The sequence below is a fragment of the Campylobacter upsaliensis genome (assembly GCF_900637395.1).
In the GTDB taxonomy this organism is placed as follows: Bacteria; Campylobacterota; Campylobacteria; order Campylobacterales; family Campylobacteraceae; genus Campylobacter_D; species Campylobacter_D upsaliensis.
Map to the genome: position 1 here is coordinate 700,199 of NZ_LR134372.1, position 14,134 is coordinate 714,332.

Below are 14,134 nucleotides of genomic sequence, written 5' to 3' on the forward strand. Positions count from 1 at the left end.
AAAATACAAGAGGCTAAGGAGAAAATATGTGTAAAGACTGCGGCTGTTCTGTAGCTCCACCCACTCACACCCACTCACATCATCATTATCAAAATTATGAAAATCCCGAGCTCAAAGAGGAAAAAACCCTAGAAGTTTTAAGCAAAATTCTAAGCAAAAACGACCACGAAGCAGAGCATAATAGGGAACATTTTAATGAGGCTGGAGTGCTTTGTATTAATTTAATGAGTTCTCCAGGAAGTGGGAAAACTACGCTTTTAGAAAATACTTTAAAAGCTTTAAAAAATGAAATGAAAATAAGCGTTATTGAGGGCGATTTAGAAAGTGAAAATGACGCTAAACGCGTAAGAGAAGCGGGGGCTGAAGCATTTCAAATCACCACAGGGCAAAGTTGCCATTTAGATGCTTTTATGGTGCATGAAGCCTTACATCATTTAAGCTTAAGGGAATGCGATTTACTTTTTATAGAAAATGTAGGAAATTTGGTTTGTCCTGCGAGTTATGACTTAGGACAGCATTTAAATGTCGTGCTTTTGAGCGTTACAGAAGGGAGTGATAAGCCGCAAAAATATCCCGTGATGTTTAAAAAAGCGGATTTAGTCATCATTTCAAAAGCAGATTTGGCACATCATTTTGATTTTAACATCGAAGAAGCAAGTAAAGAGTGCAAAAAGCTTAATCCCAAAGTCGATATTTTAGTCCTTGATTCTAAAACGGGGACAAATTTAGAGCTTTGGTATCGTTATTTAAGACTTAAAAAGGAGCTTTTTTAATGTGCCTTTCTATCCCTTCCAAAATTTTAGAAATCGATGAATTAAACAATGCCTTAGTCGATACTTTAGGCGTCAAAAGAAAAGTGAATTTAGATTTGATTAGCGAGCCTTTGAAAGAGGGTGATTTTGTCTTAATCCATGTGGGAGTAGCTATGGAGAAAATCGACCAAGAAGCCGCACTTTTAAGCATTAAAACCTACCAAGAAATAGTAGATAAAATGCAAAGCGGAGAGATAAAAACGGACGAAGGGGATATGGGGCTTAATGAATTTCATCGATGAATTTAGAGACAAAAATACCCTTTTAGCACTTAATGCTTTAATTAGAAAAAATATTAAAGAGTCTATAAATATAATGGAAATTTGCGGAGGACATACACATAGTATTATGAAATATGCTCTATGCGATTTACTTCCTAAGGAAGTAAATTTCATACACGGACCGGGTTGTCCTGTGTGTGTAATGCCACGTCAGCGTATTGATATAGCCTTAAAACTTGCTAATCAAAAAAATGTGATTTTTTGCACCTTAGGAGATTTATTAAGAATCCCTGGGAGCGAAGAATCTTTGCTTGATTTACGCGCTAAGGGTGCTGATGTAAGAGCGCTTTATACTCCGCTTGAAGTTTTGCAAATTGCAAAAGAAAATCAAAATAAAAAAATCATTTTTTTCGCTATAGGTTTTGAAACAACTACGCCGATGAGTGCTTTGCTTTTAGAAAAGGTCATAGAACAAGGCTTAAAAAATATTTCTATTTTTTCAAACCATATCACCGTCCCAGCTCCGATACAAGCGATAATGAGCGATGAAAATGTCAAAATTGACGCTTTTTTGGGACCTTCTCATGTGAGTGTGATTACGGGTTATCAAATTTATGAGCCTTTGGTTAAAAATTTTCACACGCCCATAGCTGTGAGCGGTTTTGAGCCTGTGGATATTATGGAAAGTGTGCTAAATATCATCTTACAAAAAAACGCCCAAAAAGCCGAAATTTATAATCAATACTCAAGGGTTGTGAGTCGCTTGGGTAATGTCAAGGCACAAAATTTGGTTCAAAAATATTTCAAGCCTTGCGATTTTGAATTTAGAGGTTTAGGACTTATAAAAAATGGAGGCTTAGAGCTTAGAGAAGAATTTGCAAGATATGATGCAAGTAAGCTTTATGATTGCGAGGTTAAAAGTAAGAGTGAAAATAAAGCTTGTATTTGTGGTCAAATTTTAAGAGGCTTGGCAAAGCCTTATGAGTGCAAAGTTTTTGGCAAGGTTTGCACACCGAAAAATCCCATAGGCAGTTGTATGGTTTCGGGTGAAGGTGCTTGTGCGGCGTATTATAAATATGCTATCTGTCATTAAAAAGGAGATAAAATGAAATTTAAAGAGAAATTTGAAAGCATTGATGCTAATTCTATTCGCAGTCTTATGGATATTTTTTATGCGAAAGTAAGAGTTGATAAAAACGGACTTGGGGAGATTTTTAATGCTAAAATCGGCACAGATGATACAAGCTGGAGTAATCATAAGGAAAAAATCGCAAATTTTTGGGAGGGTTTATTGCTAGGAAGTGGAAATTTTAAAGGAAATCCTATGCGAACGCATATTGATTTAGCACCTTTTCCTAGAGAGCTTTTTGCTGTGTGGCTTAAACTTTTTAAAGAAAGTTTAGAATGCGTTTATAAAGAGCCAGAGCATCAAAGACTGATTTTTCAAAGAGCTGAAATGATAGCACAAAGATTTCAATATGTGCTGTATGAGAGTGAAATTGCACATTAAGATGATATTAAATTTATAAAGATATGAGATTTGAAGTTTATCTTCCTTAGCTCTTATTTAAAAGGCTTTAAATGCAAGTAGAAAAAATTTTGCAAACTTTGGAAAATGAAGCGAATTTACGCACGCTTACCCCACTTAAACACGAGGGAAATTTCGTTTTTAAGCGGGGCAAAAAATTGCTTAACTTGGCTGGAAATGACTATCTGGGCTTGGCGACAAATTCCGTTTTAAAGAGGGAGTTTTTGGAGGTTGTGCGAGAGGAGGATTTGTATTTTTCAAGTTCAAGTTCAAGGAGTTTAAGTGGAAATTACGAAATTTATGAAAGATTAGAAAATACGCTTAAACATAAAATTCAAAAAGAAGTTTTGCTTTTTAATAGCGGCTACCAGCTTAATAGCTCTTGCATCGCAGCCCTTGCTAGTGTGCCTCATACCCTTTTTTTGGCGGATAGACTTATTCACGCTAGTATGATTGATGGGCTTAGGGGGGCAAATTTTTTGCGTTTTAGGCATAATGATATGGAGCATTTGCAAATCTTGCTAGAGAAAAATCACGCAAAATATGAAAATATTATCATTTTAAGCGAAGCACTTTTTAGTATGGATGGGGATTTAGTTAAATTACAAGAATTAGTTGGGCTTAAAAAAAAATATAAAAATGTTTTGCTTTACATTGACGAGGCACATAGTGTAGGGTGTTTTGGTGGAGGTTTGGGACTTGTAAAAGAATTAGAATTAGAAGTTGATTTTTTAATCTTTACTTTTGGAAAAGCCCTTGCCTCAATGGGGGCTTGTATGATAACAAGTAAGCACTTTAAAGATTTTTTTATCAATAAAGCTAGGGCTTTGATTTATTCTACCGCACTGCCACCCATTAATGTCGCCTTTAGCCTTTTTATCTTTGAAAAAATCGCTTCTTTTGAAAAGCAAAGGATAAAATTAAAAACTTTAAGTGAGCATTTTAAGAAAATTTTAAGAGCTAAGGAGCTTGAATTTTTGGGGGATTATTATATCATCTCTCTTATTTTAAAAGAGAATCAAAAAGCCCTTGAAGTTGCTTTAAGGCTTGAGGAAAATGGCATTTTTGCTCCTGCGATTAAAACGCCCACGGTTCCTAAAAATAGTGCTAGAATTCGCTTTTCTTTGCATGCAAATTTGAGTGAAAGCGAATTGGATAAAATAGCGGAGCTTTTATGAAGATTGAGTTTTTACATCAAAATGCGAATTCTAAAGAGCTGATACTTTTTTTCGCGGGTTTTGCTAGTCAGCCATCGCATTTTCTACATTTAAATTCACAAAAAAATGTGCTTATGGTTTATGATTATAGGGATTTTGAATTCAAATTTGATCTTAATTCCTTTGAAAATATCACGCTTATAGCCTTTTCTATGGGGGTTTGTGTCGCTTCAAAAGTGCTTAAAAATTTTCATTTTAAAGCTAAAATTGCCCTTAATGGCACAAATTATGGCGTAGATAAAATAAGAGGAATTCCCCCTAGCATTTTTTTACGCACAGCACAAAATTTCAAGCTTGAGGACTTTAAAAAGGCTTTGCTTTACAAAAGGGCAAAATTTGAATTTAGAGCTGAAAGGGACTTAAAGGAGGAGCTTTTAGCTTTGTATGAGTTTTGTAAAAAGGACTTTGTCAAGAATTTTACTTGGGATAGGGCTTATATGAGCGAGGGGGACTTCATCTTTCCTAACCTAGCGTTAAAAAACACTTATGAGAATTTAATTTGCTTAAAAGAGCCACATTTTGCTTTTTTTGCTTTTGATAAGTGGGAGCAAATTTGAATTTTTTAAAAGCCAAAGATAGTTATAAATTTGCCGCTAAGGTGCAAGATATGATGGGGAAAAGCTTATGTGAGCTATTAAAAATTCATCGTTTGAAAGAATTTGAGAGGGTGTTTGAGTTTGGTTGTGGGACGGGTGAATTTAGTCAGAAATTGCAAGAAAATATTATTTTTAAAGACTATGCGAGAAATGATATTTTAGATTATAAAAGCGAATTTGAGGTTGAAATTTTTGATATGAATTGTATCCCAAAAGCTTTTTTTGAAGGTCAAAAATTTGATCTTATCGCCTCAAATGCCACTTTGCAATGGCTTAAAAATGATATTTTTACAAATTTACACACCCTGCTTAAAAAAGACGGCATTCTTTTGCTTTCAAGTTTTGGAGAAGAAAATTTAAAGGAAATTAAGAGTTTAACGGGACTTTCATTACCTTATAAAAGTCTTAAAGAGCATAGAAATTTACTTAAGAATTTTGAAATTTTAGAGCTAAAAGAAGAATTAAACCAGCTAAAATTTGAAAGTGCTTTAGAGGCTTTTAGACACTTAAAACTTAGCGGAGTTAATTCTTTGGGGCGTTTTTATTTGGGAAAAAAAACGCTTTTAAAAATGCAAGAAAATTTTAACAATAGCTTAACTTATCATAGTATTTATATTTTGTGTAGGAAAATCTCATAAGCTTTATTTGCTATAATGTGTCAAAACTTAAGGAAAAATATGAAAAAAATCGTTCTTGTTTTAGTATTTTTGGTGTTTGCATTAAATTTACAAGCGGAGAAAATTAGCATTTTTGTTGCCTCTTCAGCTTCAAAGGCGATGAGTGAGCTTAGAGAAATTTTTATGCAAAATCACCCAAATGATGAGATAGAGCTTATTTTCGGAGCTTCAGGGAAGCATTATCAGCTTTTAAAAGAGGGTAGGGAGTTTGATTTATTTTTCTCAGCCGATGCAAAATATGCCGCACAAATCGCAAAGGATGGTAATGCCCTTAGTGAGCCTAAAATCTATGCTTTAGGTGTTGTGGCACTTTATAGTTTAGATGAAGCTTTGCTTAAGGGCGGGGTGGAAAAACTAGGCGAAAAAGCGGATAAAATCAAGCATTTAAGCATAGCAAATCCAAAGGTTGCACCTTACGGAGTGGCGGCTAGTGAAATTTTAAAAAATCTTCAATTAGAAAAACAATTTAAAAATAAAATCGTGCTAGGCGATAATATCTCTCAACCTGTGCTTTACATAGATAGTGGTGCGGCGGAGCTTGGGATAGTGGCTTATTCTCTCGTTTCTAGTGTGAATTTACCTAAAGGAAAAGCGGTTTTAATCAATCCTAAATTCTACACGCCGTTAGAGCAGTCTTTTGTCCTTACAAAATACGCTAAAGATAAGAAGTTAGCCTTGGAATTTGCGGACTTTATCATAAGTAATGAGGCAAAAGCTATTTTTAAAAAATATGGATTTGACACACCTTGAATATTTTAAAAGGTTATTTTAGCTCCTTGCAAAATGAGGGTGATGTTTTAAGCGTAAAGGTCGATGTTTTGGGAGTGGAATTTAGCGTTTTGATGCTGGATTTTTCTTCTTTTGATTTTAATGGCGAACTTGAGCTAATCTTTAAAGAACACGAACTTTGCTTTGCAAATTTAGGGGCAAATTTGAGTGTGGAAAACTGCTTTGAGGCTCGAATTTGTAGGATTAAAAAGGGGCGTATTTTATGGCATATTTTTTTCAAATTTAAGCATTTTGAATTAGGCTCTATTATCGATGCTAAAAAGGGCGAAAAGCTTGACTTAAAGCTAGGAGAAAAAAGGCTTTGTTTTATTAAGGCAAATGATATCACCCTAAGGAAAGCAAGTGTTTGAGGCGGAATTTTTACAAACCTTATGGCTTAGTTTTAAGCTTTCTTTCATCACGACTTTTTTACTCTTTTTTGTCGGTGTGTTTTTGGCTTATTGTTTTGTTTTTACAAATTTCGCTTTTAAAAGCTTTTTGCAAATCATAGTCTCTATGCCCTTAGTTTTACCGCCTAGCGTTTTGGGCTTTTATCTGCTTATGAGCTTTTCGCCAAATAGCACACTTGGATACTTTTTAAAGGAGCAATTTAATCTTTCTTTAGTTTTTACTTTTGAGGGGCTTGTTTTTGCTTCGATGATTTTTTCTCTACCTTTTATGGTGCATCCTATCCAAAGTGCTTTTGCTGCCTTAAACAAAAATTTGATTGAAGCTTCCTATACGTTAGGAAAAGGAAGATGGATAACTCTTTTTAAAGTTATTATTCCAAATTCTAAGATTGGCATTTTTACAGGGCTTACTATGGCTTTTGCACATACTATGGGTGAATTTGGTGTTGTGATGATGATAGGAGGACACAAAAAAGGCGAAACTTTAGTCGCTAGTATAGCTATTTATGATGAGCTTGAAGCACTTAATTATACTCTAGCGCATCAATACGCTTTCGCACTTTTTGCGGTAAGTTTTATCCTACTTTTTGCCCTTTATATGGTTAATAAAAAATTCACCTATCAAGGCTAAATATGCTAGAATTTTGTCTAAAACACACGATAAAAGGTATTGAGGGACCTATTAATCTTGATCTTGACATTATGCTAAATCAAGGCGAAATTAGTGCCATTTTTGGAGAAAGTGGAGCAGGCAAAACAACGCTTTTAAGGATACTTGCAGGTTTAATCACTCCACAAAAAGGCTTTATAAGGGTAGGAGATGAAATTTGGCTTGATCTTAAAAAGGGGATTAATCTCAGCCCACAAAAACGCTCCTTAGGCTTTGTATTTCAAGACTATGCTCTTTTTCCTAATATGAGCGTGAGAGAAAATTTAGCCTATGCTACTCAAAATCAAAAAAAAATTGACGAGCTTTTAGAACTTATAGGTCTCAAAGAGCTAGCCAACTCACGCCCTAAAGAATTAAGTGGCGGACAAGCGCAAAGAGTCGCCCTTGCTAGAGCCTTGGCTAAAGAGCCTAAAATTTTGCTTTTAGATGAGCCTTTAAGTGCTTTGGATTTTAAAATGCGTTCACATTTGCAAGAAGAATTGCTTAAAATTTTAAAACATTTTAAAACGACAGCCTTGCTTGTAAGCCACGATTTGGCTGAAATTTATAGGCTAAGTGCTAGAGTTTTGCAGCTAAGTGGCGGTAAAATCATCAAAGATTTACCAACTAAGCAATTTTTTACCCATCATAATTTAAGTGCTAAATTGCGTTTAAATGCCATTTTGCTTGAAATCAATCAAAGCGATATTTTAGTCGTTTTAACCCTTTTGCTAGGACAAGATATAGTTAAAATCACCCTTAGCGAAGAAGAATTTATAAAAGAATATAGCGAAATTAAAATAGGAGAAACCTTAATGCTTTCCATAAAAGCCTTTAATCCTCTTATTATAGGCAAGTTGAGCGATTAGATAAATTACGCTATACTTAATTAAAATTTAGGGAGTAAATGATGCGGTTTAAAATGATTTTTACTAGTGTTTTGGCGATGAGTTTATTAAGCGGGTGTTTGACAACAAGTTTGCAAACAAATAGCACGATGAGTCAAAGCATATTTTTAGATCCTGTGGTTAAGGAAAAAAGGGTGGTTTTTTTAAATATTAAAAATACTAGTTCTTGTCAAATTCATTTAGAGCATAAACTTAAAAGCAGTTTAGAGGCTAAAGGCTATCAAATTAGCGATGATTTAGAAAATAGCACCTATATTTTAAGCACAAATGTGCTTTATTGTGATAAAAAGCAAGAAAATAATACCGCAGGTGGAGCTTTAGCAGGTGGAGCTGTGGGTGCTGGCATTAGTGCTTATAATAGCTCTTCGGCAGGTGGGGCTATTGCAGCTGGTGCGGCTGGCGCTCTTTTGGGTGGGCTTTTGGCTAAGGTGAGCGAGGATACGATTTATCAAATGCAAGTCGATGTTAATATCAAGCAAAAAATTCAAAATAAAGTCTTAAATCAAAATGTAAATATCAATTCTCAAGCAAGTGTAAGAGACAAAAAGGCGAGTGGCTTTTTAAATAGCTTTGGCGGTAATGTAAGAAATGAAAAAGTAGGACAGCTTAATGCGAATTTGACAAGTAGCACACAACAAAGCTATGAAAGCGATTATGTGGAAAGAAGCACAATTATCCTTGCAGAGGCTGTAAAAACTGGACTTAAGCTTGAGGAAGCGAGTGAAATTTTAGAAGATAAAATCACTGCTCAAATCGCAGGATTATTTTAAACCCTGCCCGTTTTTATAAGAAATTTTAGATATTTTTCTAAAATTTTATCTCTTTTTGCCAAGCTTTTATAATTCTTAATATCTAAATTAAGCCCAAAAGAAAAGGCTTGTTGGTTTAACTCATAAAAACACACAATACTAGCGATTTGCGTCTCATCATTAAAGCCTGTTTTGGCATAAATTTTAATCCCATTTATTTCTTTTAAAAGAGTAAATTTTTAAGAATTTTTTAACTTTTTAAGAATAGGGCAAAGAAGTGGTGGCGAGTTTATAAAGCAAAATGGCTTGTTCTTTGGCATTAATTTTTAAAGAATTATCCAGCTAAAAGCTATCAATTTGAGAAATTTTTTGCATATTTTCTTTGCCGATTTTTCGAGCTAGAAATTTAAAAGCTGAAACTTGAGAGCGGAGCTTAAATTCTTGTCATTTTTCCAGCTTGGCAAAAAAACTTTTTCATTGTTATAAAAATAAAAAATCTCTTTTTCATCTTGTATTATGCCTAAACTTAACGCAAAAAGAGCGTTAAAATTTTAAAAGTTGAAGCTGGAGAAAAGCGTTTTTCCGCTCTTTTTTTATCGTTTGTAAGAAAGCTTTTGTCATCATAAAGAACAAAAACTCGTTTTGTTTCATAATCTTTAAAAAAATTAGGCAAAATATCTGCTTTTAAATTTGTAAAAAATGTAAAAATAATGAAAAATGTCAAAAAATTTTTCATTTTTATCCTTTCTTTTTGTATTATTATAATATAAATTTAAAGTTAAAATGTTAGAATATCGGCTCAAATTTGGGTTTTAAGTAGGGATACGCAAGCCGAACTAACTCAAATGAAAATTTCATAGAAAGGTTTTTCAATGAAAAAAGCTATTTTTTTATTGTTTGCTTTTGCAGCGGTTGCTTTTGCACAAACAAATGCTCCTGTTGAGCAAGAAGCTATAAATGTGTGGATTAAAGCATTTTCTGTTTTAGCGGCTGGCTTGGGTCTTGGTGTGGCTGCACTTGGTGGAGCGATAGGTATGGGACATACAGCAGCAGCAACCATAGCTGGAACAGCTAGAAATCCGGGTCTTGGACCAAAATTAATGACGACGATGTTTATTGCCTTAGCGATGATAGAAGCTCAGGTAATTTATGCTCTAGTTATCGCTTTGATAGCTCTTTATGCAAATCCTTTTATCCCTTTTTCTTAAGTAGGGTTACTCCTCCTAAGGGGGAGTTTTGCGGTTATGGTGGAATTGGTAGACACGCCATCTTGAGGGGGTGGTGCGCTTCGCGTGTGCGAGTTCAAATCTCGCTAACCGCACCATATATTCAAATTTAGTTTGATTTTAAAATTTCATTAAAATCCATTTTGCAGTTGTGAAGTAGTTTATATAAAATAGCAAAAAGAGAGATTAATAATCTCTCTTATCATCATTAAGCCTTGTAGTTTTTAACGGCTTTTTCTAAAATTTCTATTGCAGCATTAATATCTTTAAAATCTTGCACTTTAACCCATTTATTAGGCTCTAAAATTTTGTAAGTTTCAAAGAAATTTTTAATTTTATTTAAAGTGGCTTGCGGTAGATCTGTGTAGCTTTTTATGTCTGTATATCTTGCGTCGATTTTATCTGCTGGCACGGCTAAAAGCTTTTCGTCCATACCGCTTTCATCTTCCATTATCAAAACGCCTATTAAACGACAAGGAATCACAGCACCCGCTTGAATAGGATATTCATTTAAAACCAAAATATCCACAGGATCACCATCATCAGCTAAAGTATTGGCGATAAAGCCGTAATTTGCAGGATAAAACATCGCACTAGCCATTACTCTATCTACAAAAATCGCTCCGCTATCTTTGTCAAGTTCGTATTTGACGCTTGAGCCGTAAGGAATTTCTATTACGGCATTAATTTTATTTGGGATCTCTCCCACCTTGATTTTGCTTAAATCCATTTTTTCTCCTTATTTGATATAGTTTTTACAAATCGCTATTTAGCAGCACTTTCTTTATAAAATGCTTAGACAGAATTTCTAAAAGTGCCATTAAACTTAGGATAAATTTATCATTTGTTTTTGCAAACGCTACTTTGCCACTGCATTAAGTTGCTTTTTCATTAGATACTTTTTGAAATAACCCTCAATTATAGCGGAAAAAGGTCTCTTTGGCAATGATCTATTTTAAAGAAGTTTAATTTGGCTTGACAAAAGAGCTGTTTTAACATACAATTTTTAGCGTTTGCGAAAAAAAGAATTTTACGCTTTTTTACAAAATTTATAAAAGGATTTGATGATGTTATTAGGTTTTAATATTGACCACATTGCTGTTTTAAGAGAGGCTAGAAGGGTTAATGACCCTGATGTTTTAGAAGCGGTTTTCTTAAGTGCTAATTTTTGCGATCAAATCACTCTTCATATAAGAGAAGATCGCCGTCATACGCAAGAATTTGACCTTGAAAATTTGACTCGATTTTGTAAAATTCCTATCAATTTAGAATGCTCAAATGATGAAGAAATGATAAAAATTGCCCTAAAATACAAGCCAAATCGCGTTACCATAGTGCCGGAAAAAAGAGAAGAACTAACGACTGAGGGCGGTTTAAATTTAGCAAATGACAAGCTAAAAACAAATATAGAGCTTTTACATAAGGCAAATATAGAAGTTTCGCTTTTTATTAATCCAAATTTAAAAGATGTGGAGATGTCAAAAGAGTTTGAGGCTGATTTTATCGAGCTTCATACGGGACATTTTGCAAATTTATACAATGCACTTTTTAGCAATATTTCTAAAACGCCTTATAAGGTGCTAGATATGGATAAAAAAGCGTTAGAATTAGGTCTTAAAGAGGAGTTGGCAAGACTTGAGCTTTGTGCTAAGAAGGGAGCAAATTTGGGACTTAAAATCGCCGCTGGACACGGACTTAATTATAAAAATACAAAAGAGCTTCTTTTCATAAAAGAAATTTGTGAGCTTAATATCGGTCAAAGCATAGTTGCAAGAGCTGTTTTTATCGGGCTTGAAAGGGCTTTAATTGAGATGAGGACTTTATTAAATGAAAGTGGCTATTAGCATAGGCGATTTAAATGGCATAAGCTTGGAGCTTGCGCTTAAGAGCCATAAAAAGCTTAGTCAAATTTGTACGCCTTATTATTTTTTACACGAAAGTCTTTTAAAGCAGGGCTTAAATCTTTTAAAAAAGAAAGAAATTGCCCTAAATTTAGTCGAATTTAGCCACGCGAAAATAAGCAAATTTGAAAAAATAAAAGAGAATAAAAATGTAAAAATTTTTTCCTTTCAAACTCCGCTTTCTTTAGAGCTTAATGCAAATTTTACTATTAAAGCTGGTGAGATTGATGCGCAAAGTGGAACATATAGTTTTTTGAGTTTTGAGGCAGCTTGTGCCTTTACTCATCAAAAACACGCCACCGCTCTCATTACCCTACCTATCCATAAAAAAGCTTGGAATTTGGCTGGAATTTCATTTAGGGGACACACGGACGCATTAAGAAGTTTTTATGGGAAAAATGCCATAATGATGTTAGGTTGCAAAAAGCTTTTTGTAGGGCTTTTTAGTGAGCATATCGCCTTAAGAGATGTTTCAAGTCAAATTAAACTTGAGCCTTTAACGCAATTTTTAATCGACTTCTATCAAGAAAGTGGATTTAAAAAAATTGGTGTTTTGGGTTTTAACCCTCACGCTGGAGACTTTGGCACGATAGGGGGTGAGGAGGAGAGCATTATAGAAGAGGCGATTAGATGTGCAAATTTGCATATTCAAAAAGAAATTTATTTGCCTCAAATTCTAGTCGCAGATAGTGCTTTTACGCCAAATTCTCTTAAAAAATGTTCGCGTTTGGTGGCGATGTATCACGACCTAGCTCTTGCTCCGCTTAAGGCTTTATATTTTGAAAAAAGTGTTAATGTGAGTTTAAATTTGCCTATTATCCGCACTAGTGTTGATCATGGAACAGCTTTTGATAAAGCGTATCAAAATGCAAAAATTAGCACGAAAAGCTATAAAGAAGCCGTTAAAATAGCTCTCAATTTGGCAAAGAAAAGAAAGAAGATATAAATTTGGAACAATTTTTGCTTGTATTTTTGTAAAATACAAGGAGGAAAAATGTTAGTCGATAAAGTGCAAAATAATGGCTCTTTTTTTAATGCAAAGATTAAAGAAAAGGAAAGGTCCGCTGAAGAATTTCAAGCGACTTTAAATGAGATTAAAGAGGAGCAAAAGCAAGAGCAAAAAACTACTTCAAAAAAAGATAAAAGCCTTGTTAATGAGGACTTAGACCTTAGTGCTTTGCAAAATGACTTTAGCCTTTATGCTTGGCAGAAATTAAGAGAAAGTCAGCATAAGAAAAACGAAGAAACTATGCTAAACAATCTTTTTAGCATGATAGACGCCAACACGGCTAATCGCTAATCCCGCTTTATTTGCGGGTTTAGATTTTAAAGAGATCTTGTAAATTCTTCATCGCTTCTTCATTGCTTATTGTTTTAGCTCCAAGTTCTTTAAGCTCAATCTCAAAACCACTTAGCATAGAAGTAAGGCGTATATTAATGCCATTTTTTCCTATGGCTTTACTTTTTTGTTCGCTATTAAGACTGACTATGGCTGTTTTATCTTCGATTTTAACGGAATTAATAATGGCTGGAGCTAAGGCACGAGCAATTAAGATTTCATTTTCGCTTGAGTATTCTATGCAGTCTATGTTTTCGTTATGAATTTCTTTACTCACAGCATTAATTCTTACACCCTTAACGCCCACGGTAGCACCAACTGGGTCGATATTTGAGCTATTTGCTTGCAGTATGATTTTCGCTCTTTCGCCCGGAATTCTAGCGCATTTTACTACGCTTACAAGTCCGTCTTTAATCTCAGGCACTTCGGCTTCAAGTAAGCATTCTAAAAATTTGGGACTAGTCCTTGAAAGCTCCATTTTAATGCCCTTATCCGTATAAACACGGCGTATCACAGCCTTAACTACATCGCCGACCTTAAATTTTTCACCCTTAATACGATTTTTACGCGGTAAAAAAGCTCTTAACTCATCGATTTCTATGAAGGTATTTTCCTCGCTATCGACACGCACAACGCTACCAAAAACTATTTGACCGACTTTGTTTTTATATTTGTCAAAAATAGTTTGCTCTAAAAGCTTTTGGATATGATATTCTAATTCTTTATGTAGGGTATTAACAGCTGTGCGACCTAAATTTTCTAAGGAACATTCATAAGTTAATTCATCGCCTATTTCTACATCTTTTGCCTCTTTTTTGGCTTTAGAAATGGCTATAAAACTTTCTTTATTTTCATCAAGCCTTTCATCATCATCTGCTACGATTAGTATTTTTTGATACAAGCTAAGCGTTTTTTTATCGACAAAAAATTCATATTCTTCGCCATAAATTTTTTTTGCCGTGTTTATAAGTGCCGTAATGACCTTATCTTTCACGCTTTCAAGTTCTAAATTTTTTTCATTAGCTATGGACTCTATGATGTCTGCTATTTTTTCCATTTAATACCTTTTTTGGGAATTTTTTTAAAAAGTAGAGTAAAATTATAATTTAATAAGTTTAATTAAAAGTAAAATT

General features: G+C 34.1%; 18 protein-coding genes, 1 tRNA gene and 1 pseudogene. 17 read left to right on the forward strand and 3 right to left on the reverse strand.

The annotated features are described in order from the left end of the window. Positions 1-26: 26 nt before the first annotated feature. From hypB to traT, 12 genes are all read left to right on the forward strand, one after another. Positions 27-773, forward strand: coding sequence for a hydrogenase nickel incorporation protein HypB (gene hypB, locus EL158_RS03540; RefSeq protein WP_027303948.1), 747 nt, complete (start codon positions 27-29; stop codon positions 771-773). Beyond that, on the forward strand, positions 773-1,054 hold the full coding sequence (locus tag EL158_RS03545; protein ID WP_004275042.1) for a HypC/HybG/HupF family hydrogenase formation chaperone: 282 nt from the start codon (positions 773-775) through the stop codon (positions 1,052-1,054). Before hypB ends, EL158_RS03545 begins: the two co-directional genes overlap by 1 nt. Next, positions 1,038-2,126: a hydrogenase formation protein HypD gene (gene hypD, locus EL158_RS03550; protein WP_126361503.1), complete on the forward strand. Its 1,089-nt coding sequence runs from the start codon at positions 1,038-1,040 to the stop codon at positions 2,124-2,126. The genes EL158_RS03545 and hypD overlap by 17 nt, the downstream gene beginning before the upstream one ends. 12 nt (positions 2,127-2,138) lie before the next feature. Beyond that, positions 2,139-2,543, forward strand: a complete 405-nt coding sequence (locus EL158_RS03555; RefSeq protein WP_027303950.1) for a group III truncated hemoglobin — start codon at positions 2,139-2,141, stop codon at positions 2,541-2,543. A gap of 71 nt (positions 2,544-2,614) precedes the next feature. Continuing rightward, entirely contained in the window at positions 2,615-3,739 is a 1,125-nt protein-coding gene (locus EL158_RS03560) for an aminotransferase class I/II-fold pyridoxal phosphate-dependent enzyme (protein ID WP_027303951.1), read from the forward strand. Beyond that, on the forward strand, positions 3,736-4,335 hold the full coding sequence (locus EL158_RS03565; protein WP_027303952.1) for a pimeloyl-ACP methyl esterase BioG family protein: 600 nt from the start codon (positions 3,736-3,738) through the stop codon (positions 4,333-4,335). Before EL158_RS03560 ends, EL158_RS03565 begins: the two co-directional genes overlap by 4 nt. Next, positions 4,332-5,012 carry a methyltransferase domain-containing protein gene (locus EL158_RS03570; protein WP_027303953.1) on the forward strand — a complete coding sequence of 227 codons (681 nt, stop codon included), beginning with the start codon at positions 4,332-4,334 and terminating at the stop codon, positions 5,010-5,012. The genes EL158_RS03565 and EL158_RS03570 overlap by 4 nt, the downstream gene beginning before the upstream one ends. A 39-nt stretch (positions 5,013-5,051) precedes the next feature. Further along, the gene (gene modA / locus EL158_RS03575; protein WP_027303954.1) at positions 5,052-5,801 is read left to right on the forward strand and encodes a molybdate ABC transporter substrate-binding protein; all 750 of its coding nucleotides are present in this window, start codon (positions 5,052-5,054) and stop codon (positions 5,799-5,801) included. Next, entirely contained in the window at positions 5,798-6,190 is a 393-nt protein-coding gene (locus EL158_RS03580; protein ID WP_027303955.1) for a transporter, read from the forward strand. The genes modA and EL158_RS03580 overlap by 4 nt, the downstream gene beginning before the upstream one ends. Then, positions 6,183-6,860: a molybdate ABC transporter permease subunit gene (modB, locus tag EL158_RS03585; protein WP_027303956.1), complete on the forward strand. Its 678-nt coding sequence runs from the start codon at positions 6,183-6,185 to the stop codon at positions 6,858-6,860. The genes EL158_RS03580 and modB overlap by 8 nt, the downstream gene beginning before the upstream one ends. Before the next feature lie 2 nt (positions 6,861-6,862). Continuing rightward, positions 6,863-7,747: an ABC transporter ATP-binding protein gene (locus EL158_RS03590; RefSeq protein ID WP_027303957.1), complete on the forward strand. Its 885-nt coding sequence runs from the start codon at positions 6,863-6,865 to the stop codon at positions 7,745-7,747. A 38-nt stretch (positions 7,748-7,785) separates the two neighbouring features. After that, entirely contained in the window at positions 7,786-8,556 is a 771-nt protein-coding gene (gene traT, locus EL158_RS03595; protein WP_027303958.1) for a complement resistance protein TraT, read from the forward strand. Here the strand turns inward: traT and EL158_RS03600 are convergent. After that, a pseudogene (locus tag EL158_RS03600) lies at positions 8,553-9,271 on the reverse strand (penicillin-binding transpeptidase domain-containing protein). The gene traT and the pseudogene EL158_RS03600 overlap by 4 nt on opposite strands. 136 nt (positions 9,272-9,407) lie before the next feature. Here EL158_RS03600 and EL158_RS03605 point away from each other — a divergent pair. Both EL158_RS03605 and EL158_RS03610 read left to right on the forward strand, forming a co-directional pair. Then, the gene (locus EL158_RS03605) at positions 9,408-9,743 is read left to right on the forward strand and encodes a F0F1 ATP synthase subunit C (RefSeq protein ID WP_004277167.1); all 336 of its coding nucleotides are present in this window, start codon (positions 9,408-9,410) and stop codon (positions 9,741-9,743) included. Positions 9,744-9,773: 30 nt separating this feature from the next. Then, a tRNA-Leu gene (locus EL158_RS03610) sits at positions 9,774-9,859 on the forward strand. Between the two features lie 110 nt (positions 9,860-9,969). Here the strand turns inward: EL158_RS03610 and ppa are convergent. Then, the gene (ppa, locus tag EL158_RS03615) at positions 9,970-10,491 is read right to left on the reverse strand and encodes an inorganic diphosphatase (protein ID WP_004277168.1); all 522 of its coding nucleotides are present in this window, start codon (positions 10,489-10,491) and stop codon (positions 9,970-9,972) included. A 337-nt stretch (positions 10,492-10,828) separates the two neighbouring features. On the opposite strand from ppa, the gene EL158_RS03620 reads away from it, so the two are divergent. From EL158_RS03620 to EL158_RS03630, 3 genes are read left to right on the forward strand one after another with little or no spacing between them, the layout of a single operon-like run. Next, on the forward strand, positions 10,829-11,605 hold the full coding sequence (locus tag EL158_RS03620) for a pyridoxine 5'-phosphate synthase (RefSeq protein ID WP_027303960.1): 777 nt from the start codon (positions 10,829-10,831) through the stop codon (positions 11,603-11,605). Beyond that, positions 11,589-12,608 carry a 4-hydroxythreonine-4-phosphate dehydrogenase gene (gene pdxA, locus EL158_RS03625; protein WP_027303961.1) on the forward strand — a complete coding sequence of 340 codons (1,020 nt, stop codon included), beginning with the start codon at positions 11,589-11,591 and terminating at the stop codon, positions 12,606-12,608. Before EL158_RS03620 ends, pdxA begins: the two co-directional genes overlap by 17 nt. A 48-nt stretch (positions 12,609-12,656) precedes the next feature. Next, positions 12,657-12,962: a hypothetical protein gene (locus EL158_RS03630; RefSeq protein ID WP_027303962.1), complete on the forward strand. Its 306-nt coding sequence runs from the start codon at positions 12,657-12,659 to the stop codon at positions 12,960-12,962. 19 nt (positions 12,963-12,981) lie between these two features. Here the strand turns inward: EL158_RS03630 and nusA are convergent, their stop codons facing one another. Next, complete coding sequence (gene nusA / locus EL158_RS03635) at positions 12,982-14,058, reverse strand: transcription termination factor NusA (RefSeq protein WP_027303963.1); 1,077 nt, start codon at positions 14,056-14,058, stop codon at positions 12,982-12,984. Between the last annotated feature and the right edge of the window lie 76 nt (positions 14,059-14,134).

What these genes read in the sequence shown, in the direction of transcription:
- hypB (WP_027303948.1), top strand. Translation starts at nt 27, where the DNA reads ATGTGTAAAGACTGCGGCTGTTCTGTAGCTCCACCCACTCACACCCAC.
- EL158_RS03545 (WP_004275042.1), top strand. Translation starts at nt 773, where the DNA reads ATGTGCCTTTCTATCCCTTCCAAAATTTTAGAAATCGATGAATTAAAC.
- hypD (WP_126361503.1), top strand. Translation starts at nt 1,038, where the DNA reads ATGAATTTCATCGATGAATTTAGAGACAAAAATACCCTTTTAGCACTT.
- EL158_RS03555 (WP_027303950.1), top strand. Translation starts at nt 2,139, where the DNA reads ATGAAATTTAAAGAGAAATTTGAAAGCATTGATGCTAATTCTATTCGC.
- EL158_RS03560 (WP_027303951.1), top strand. Translation starts at nt 2,615, where the DNA reads ATGCAAGTAGAAAAAATTTTGCAAACTTTGGAAAATGAAGCGAATTTA.
- EL158_RS03565 (WP_027303952.1), top strand. Translation starts at nt 3,736, where the DNA reads ATGAAGATTGAGTTTTTACATCAAAATGCGAATTCTAAAGAGCTGATA.
- modA (WP_027303954.1), top strand. Translation starts at nt 5,052, where the DNA reads ATGAAAAAAATCGTTCTTGTTTTAGTATTTTTGGTGTTTGCATTAAAT.
- EL158_RS03590 (WP_027303957.1), top strand. Translation starts at nt 6,863, where the DNA reads ATGCTAGAATTTTGTCTAAAACACACGATAAAAGGTATTGAGGGACCT.
- traT (WP_027303958.1), top strand. Translation starts at nt 7,786, where the DNA reads ATGATGCGGTTTAAAATGATTTTTACTAGTGTTTTGGCGATGAGTTTA.
- EL158_RS03605 (WP_004277167.1), top strand. Translation starts at nt 9,408, where the DNA reads ATGAAAAAAGCTATTTTTTTATTGTTTGCTTTTGCAGCGGTTGCTTTT.
- ppa (WP_004277168.1), bottom strand. Translation starts at nt 10,491, where the DNA reads ATGGATTTAAGCAAAATCAAGGTGGGAGAGATCCCAAATAAAATTAAT.
- EL158_RS03620 (WP_027303960.1), top strand. Translation starts at nt 10,829, where the DNA reads ATGTTATTAGGTTTTAATATTGACCACATTGCTGTTTTAAGAGAGGCT.
- pdxA (WP_027303961.1), top strand. Translation starts at nt 11,589, where the DNA reads ATGAAAGTGGCTATTAGCATAGGCGATTTAAATGGCATAAGCTTGGAG.
- EL158_RS03630 (WP_027303962.1), top strand. Translation starts at nt 12,657, where the DNA reads ATGTTAGTCGATAAAGTGCAAAATAATGGCTCTTTTTTTAATGCAAAG.
- nusA (WP_027303963.1), bottom strand. Translation starts at nt 14,058, where the DNA reads ATGGAAAAAATAGCAGACATCATAGAGTCCATAGCTAATGAAAAAAAT.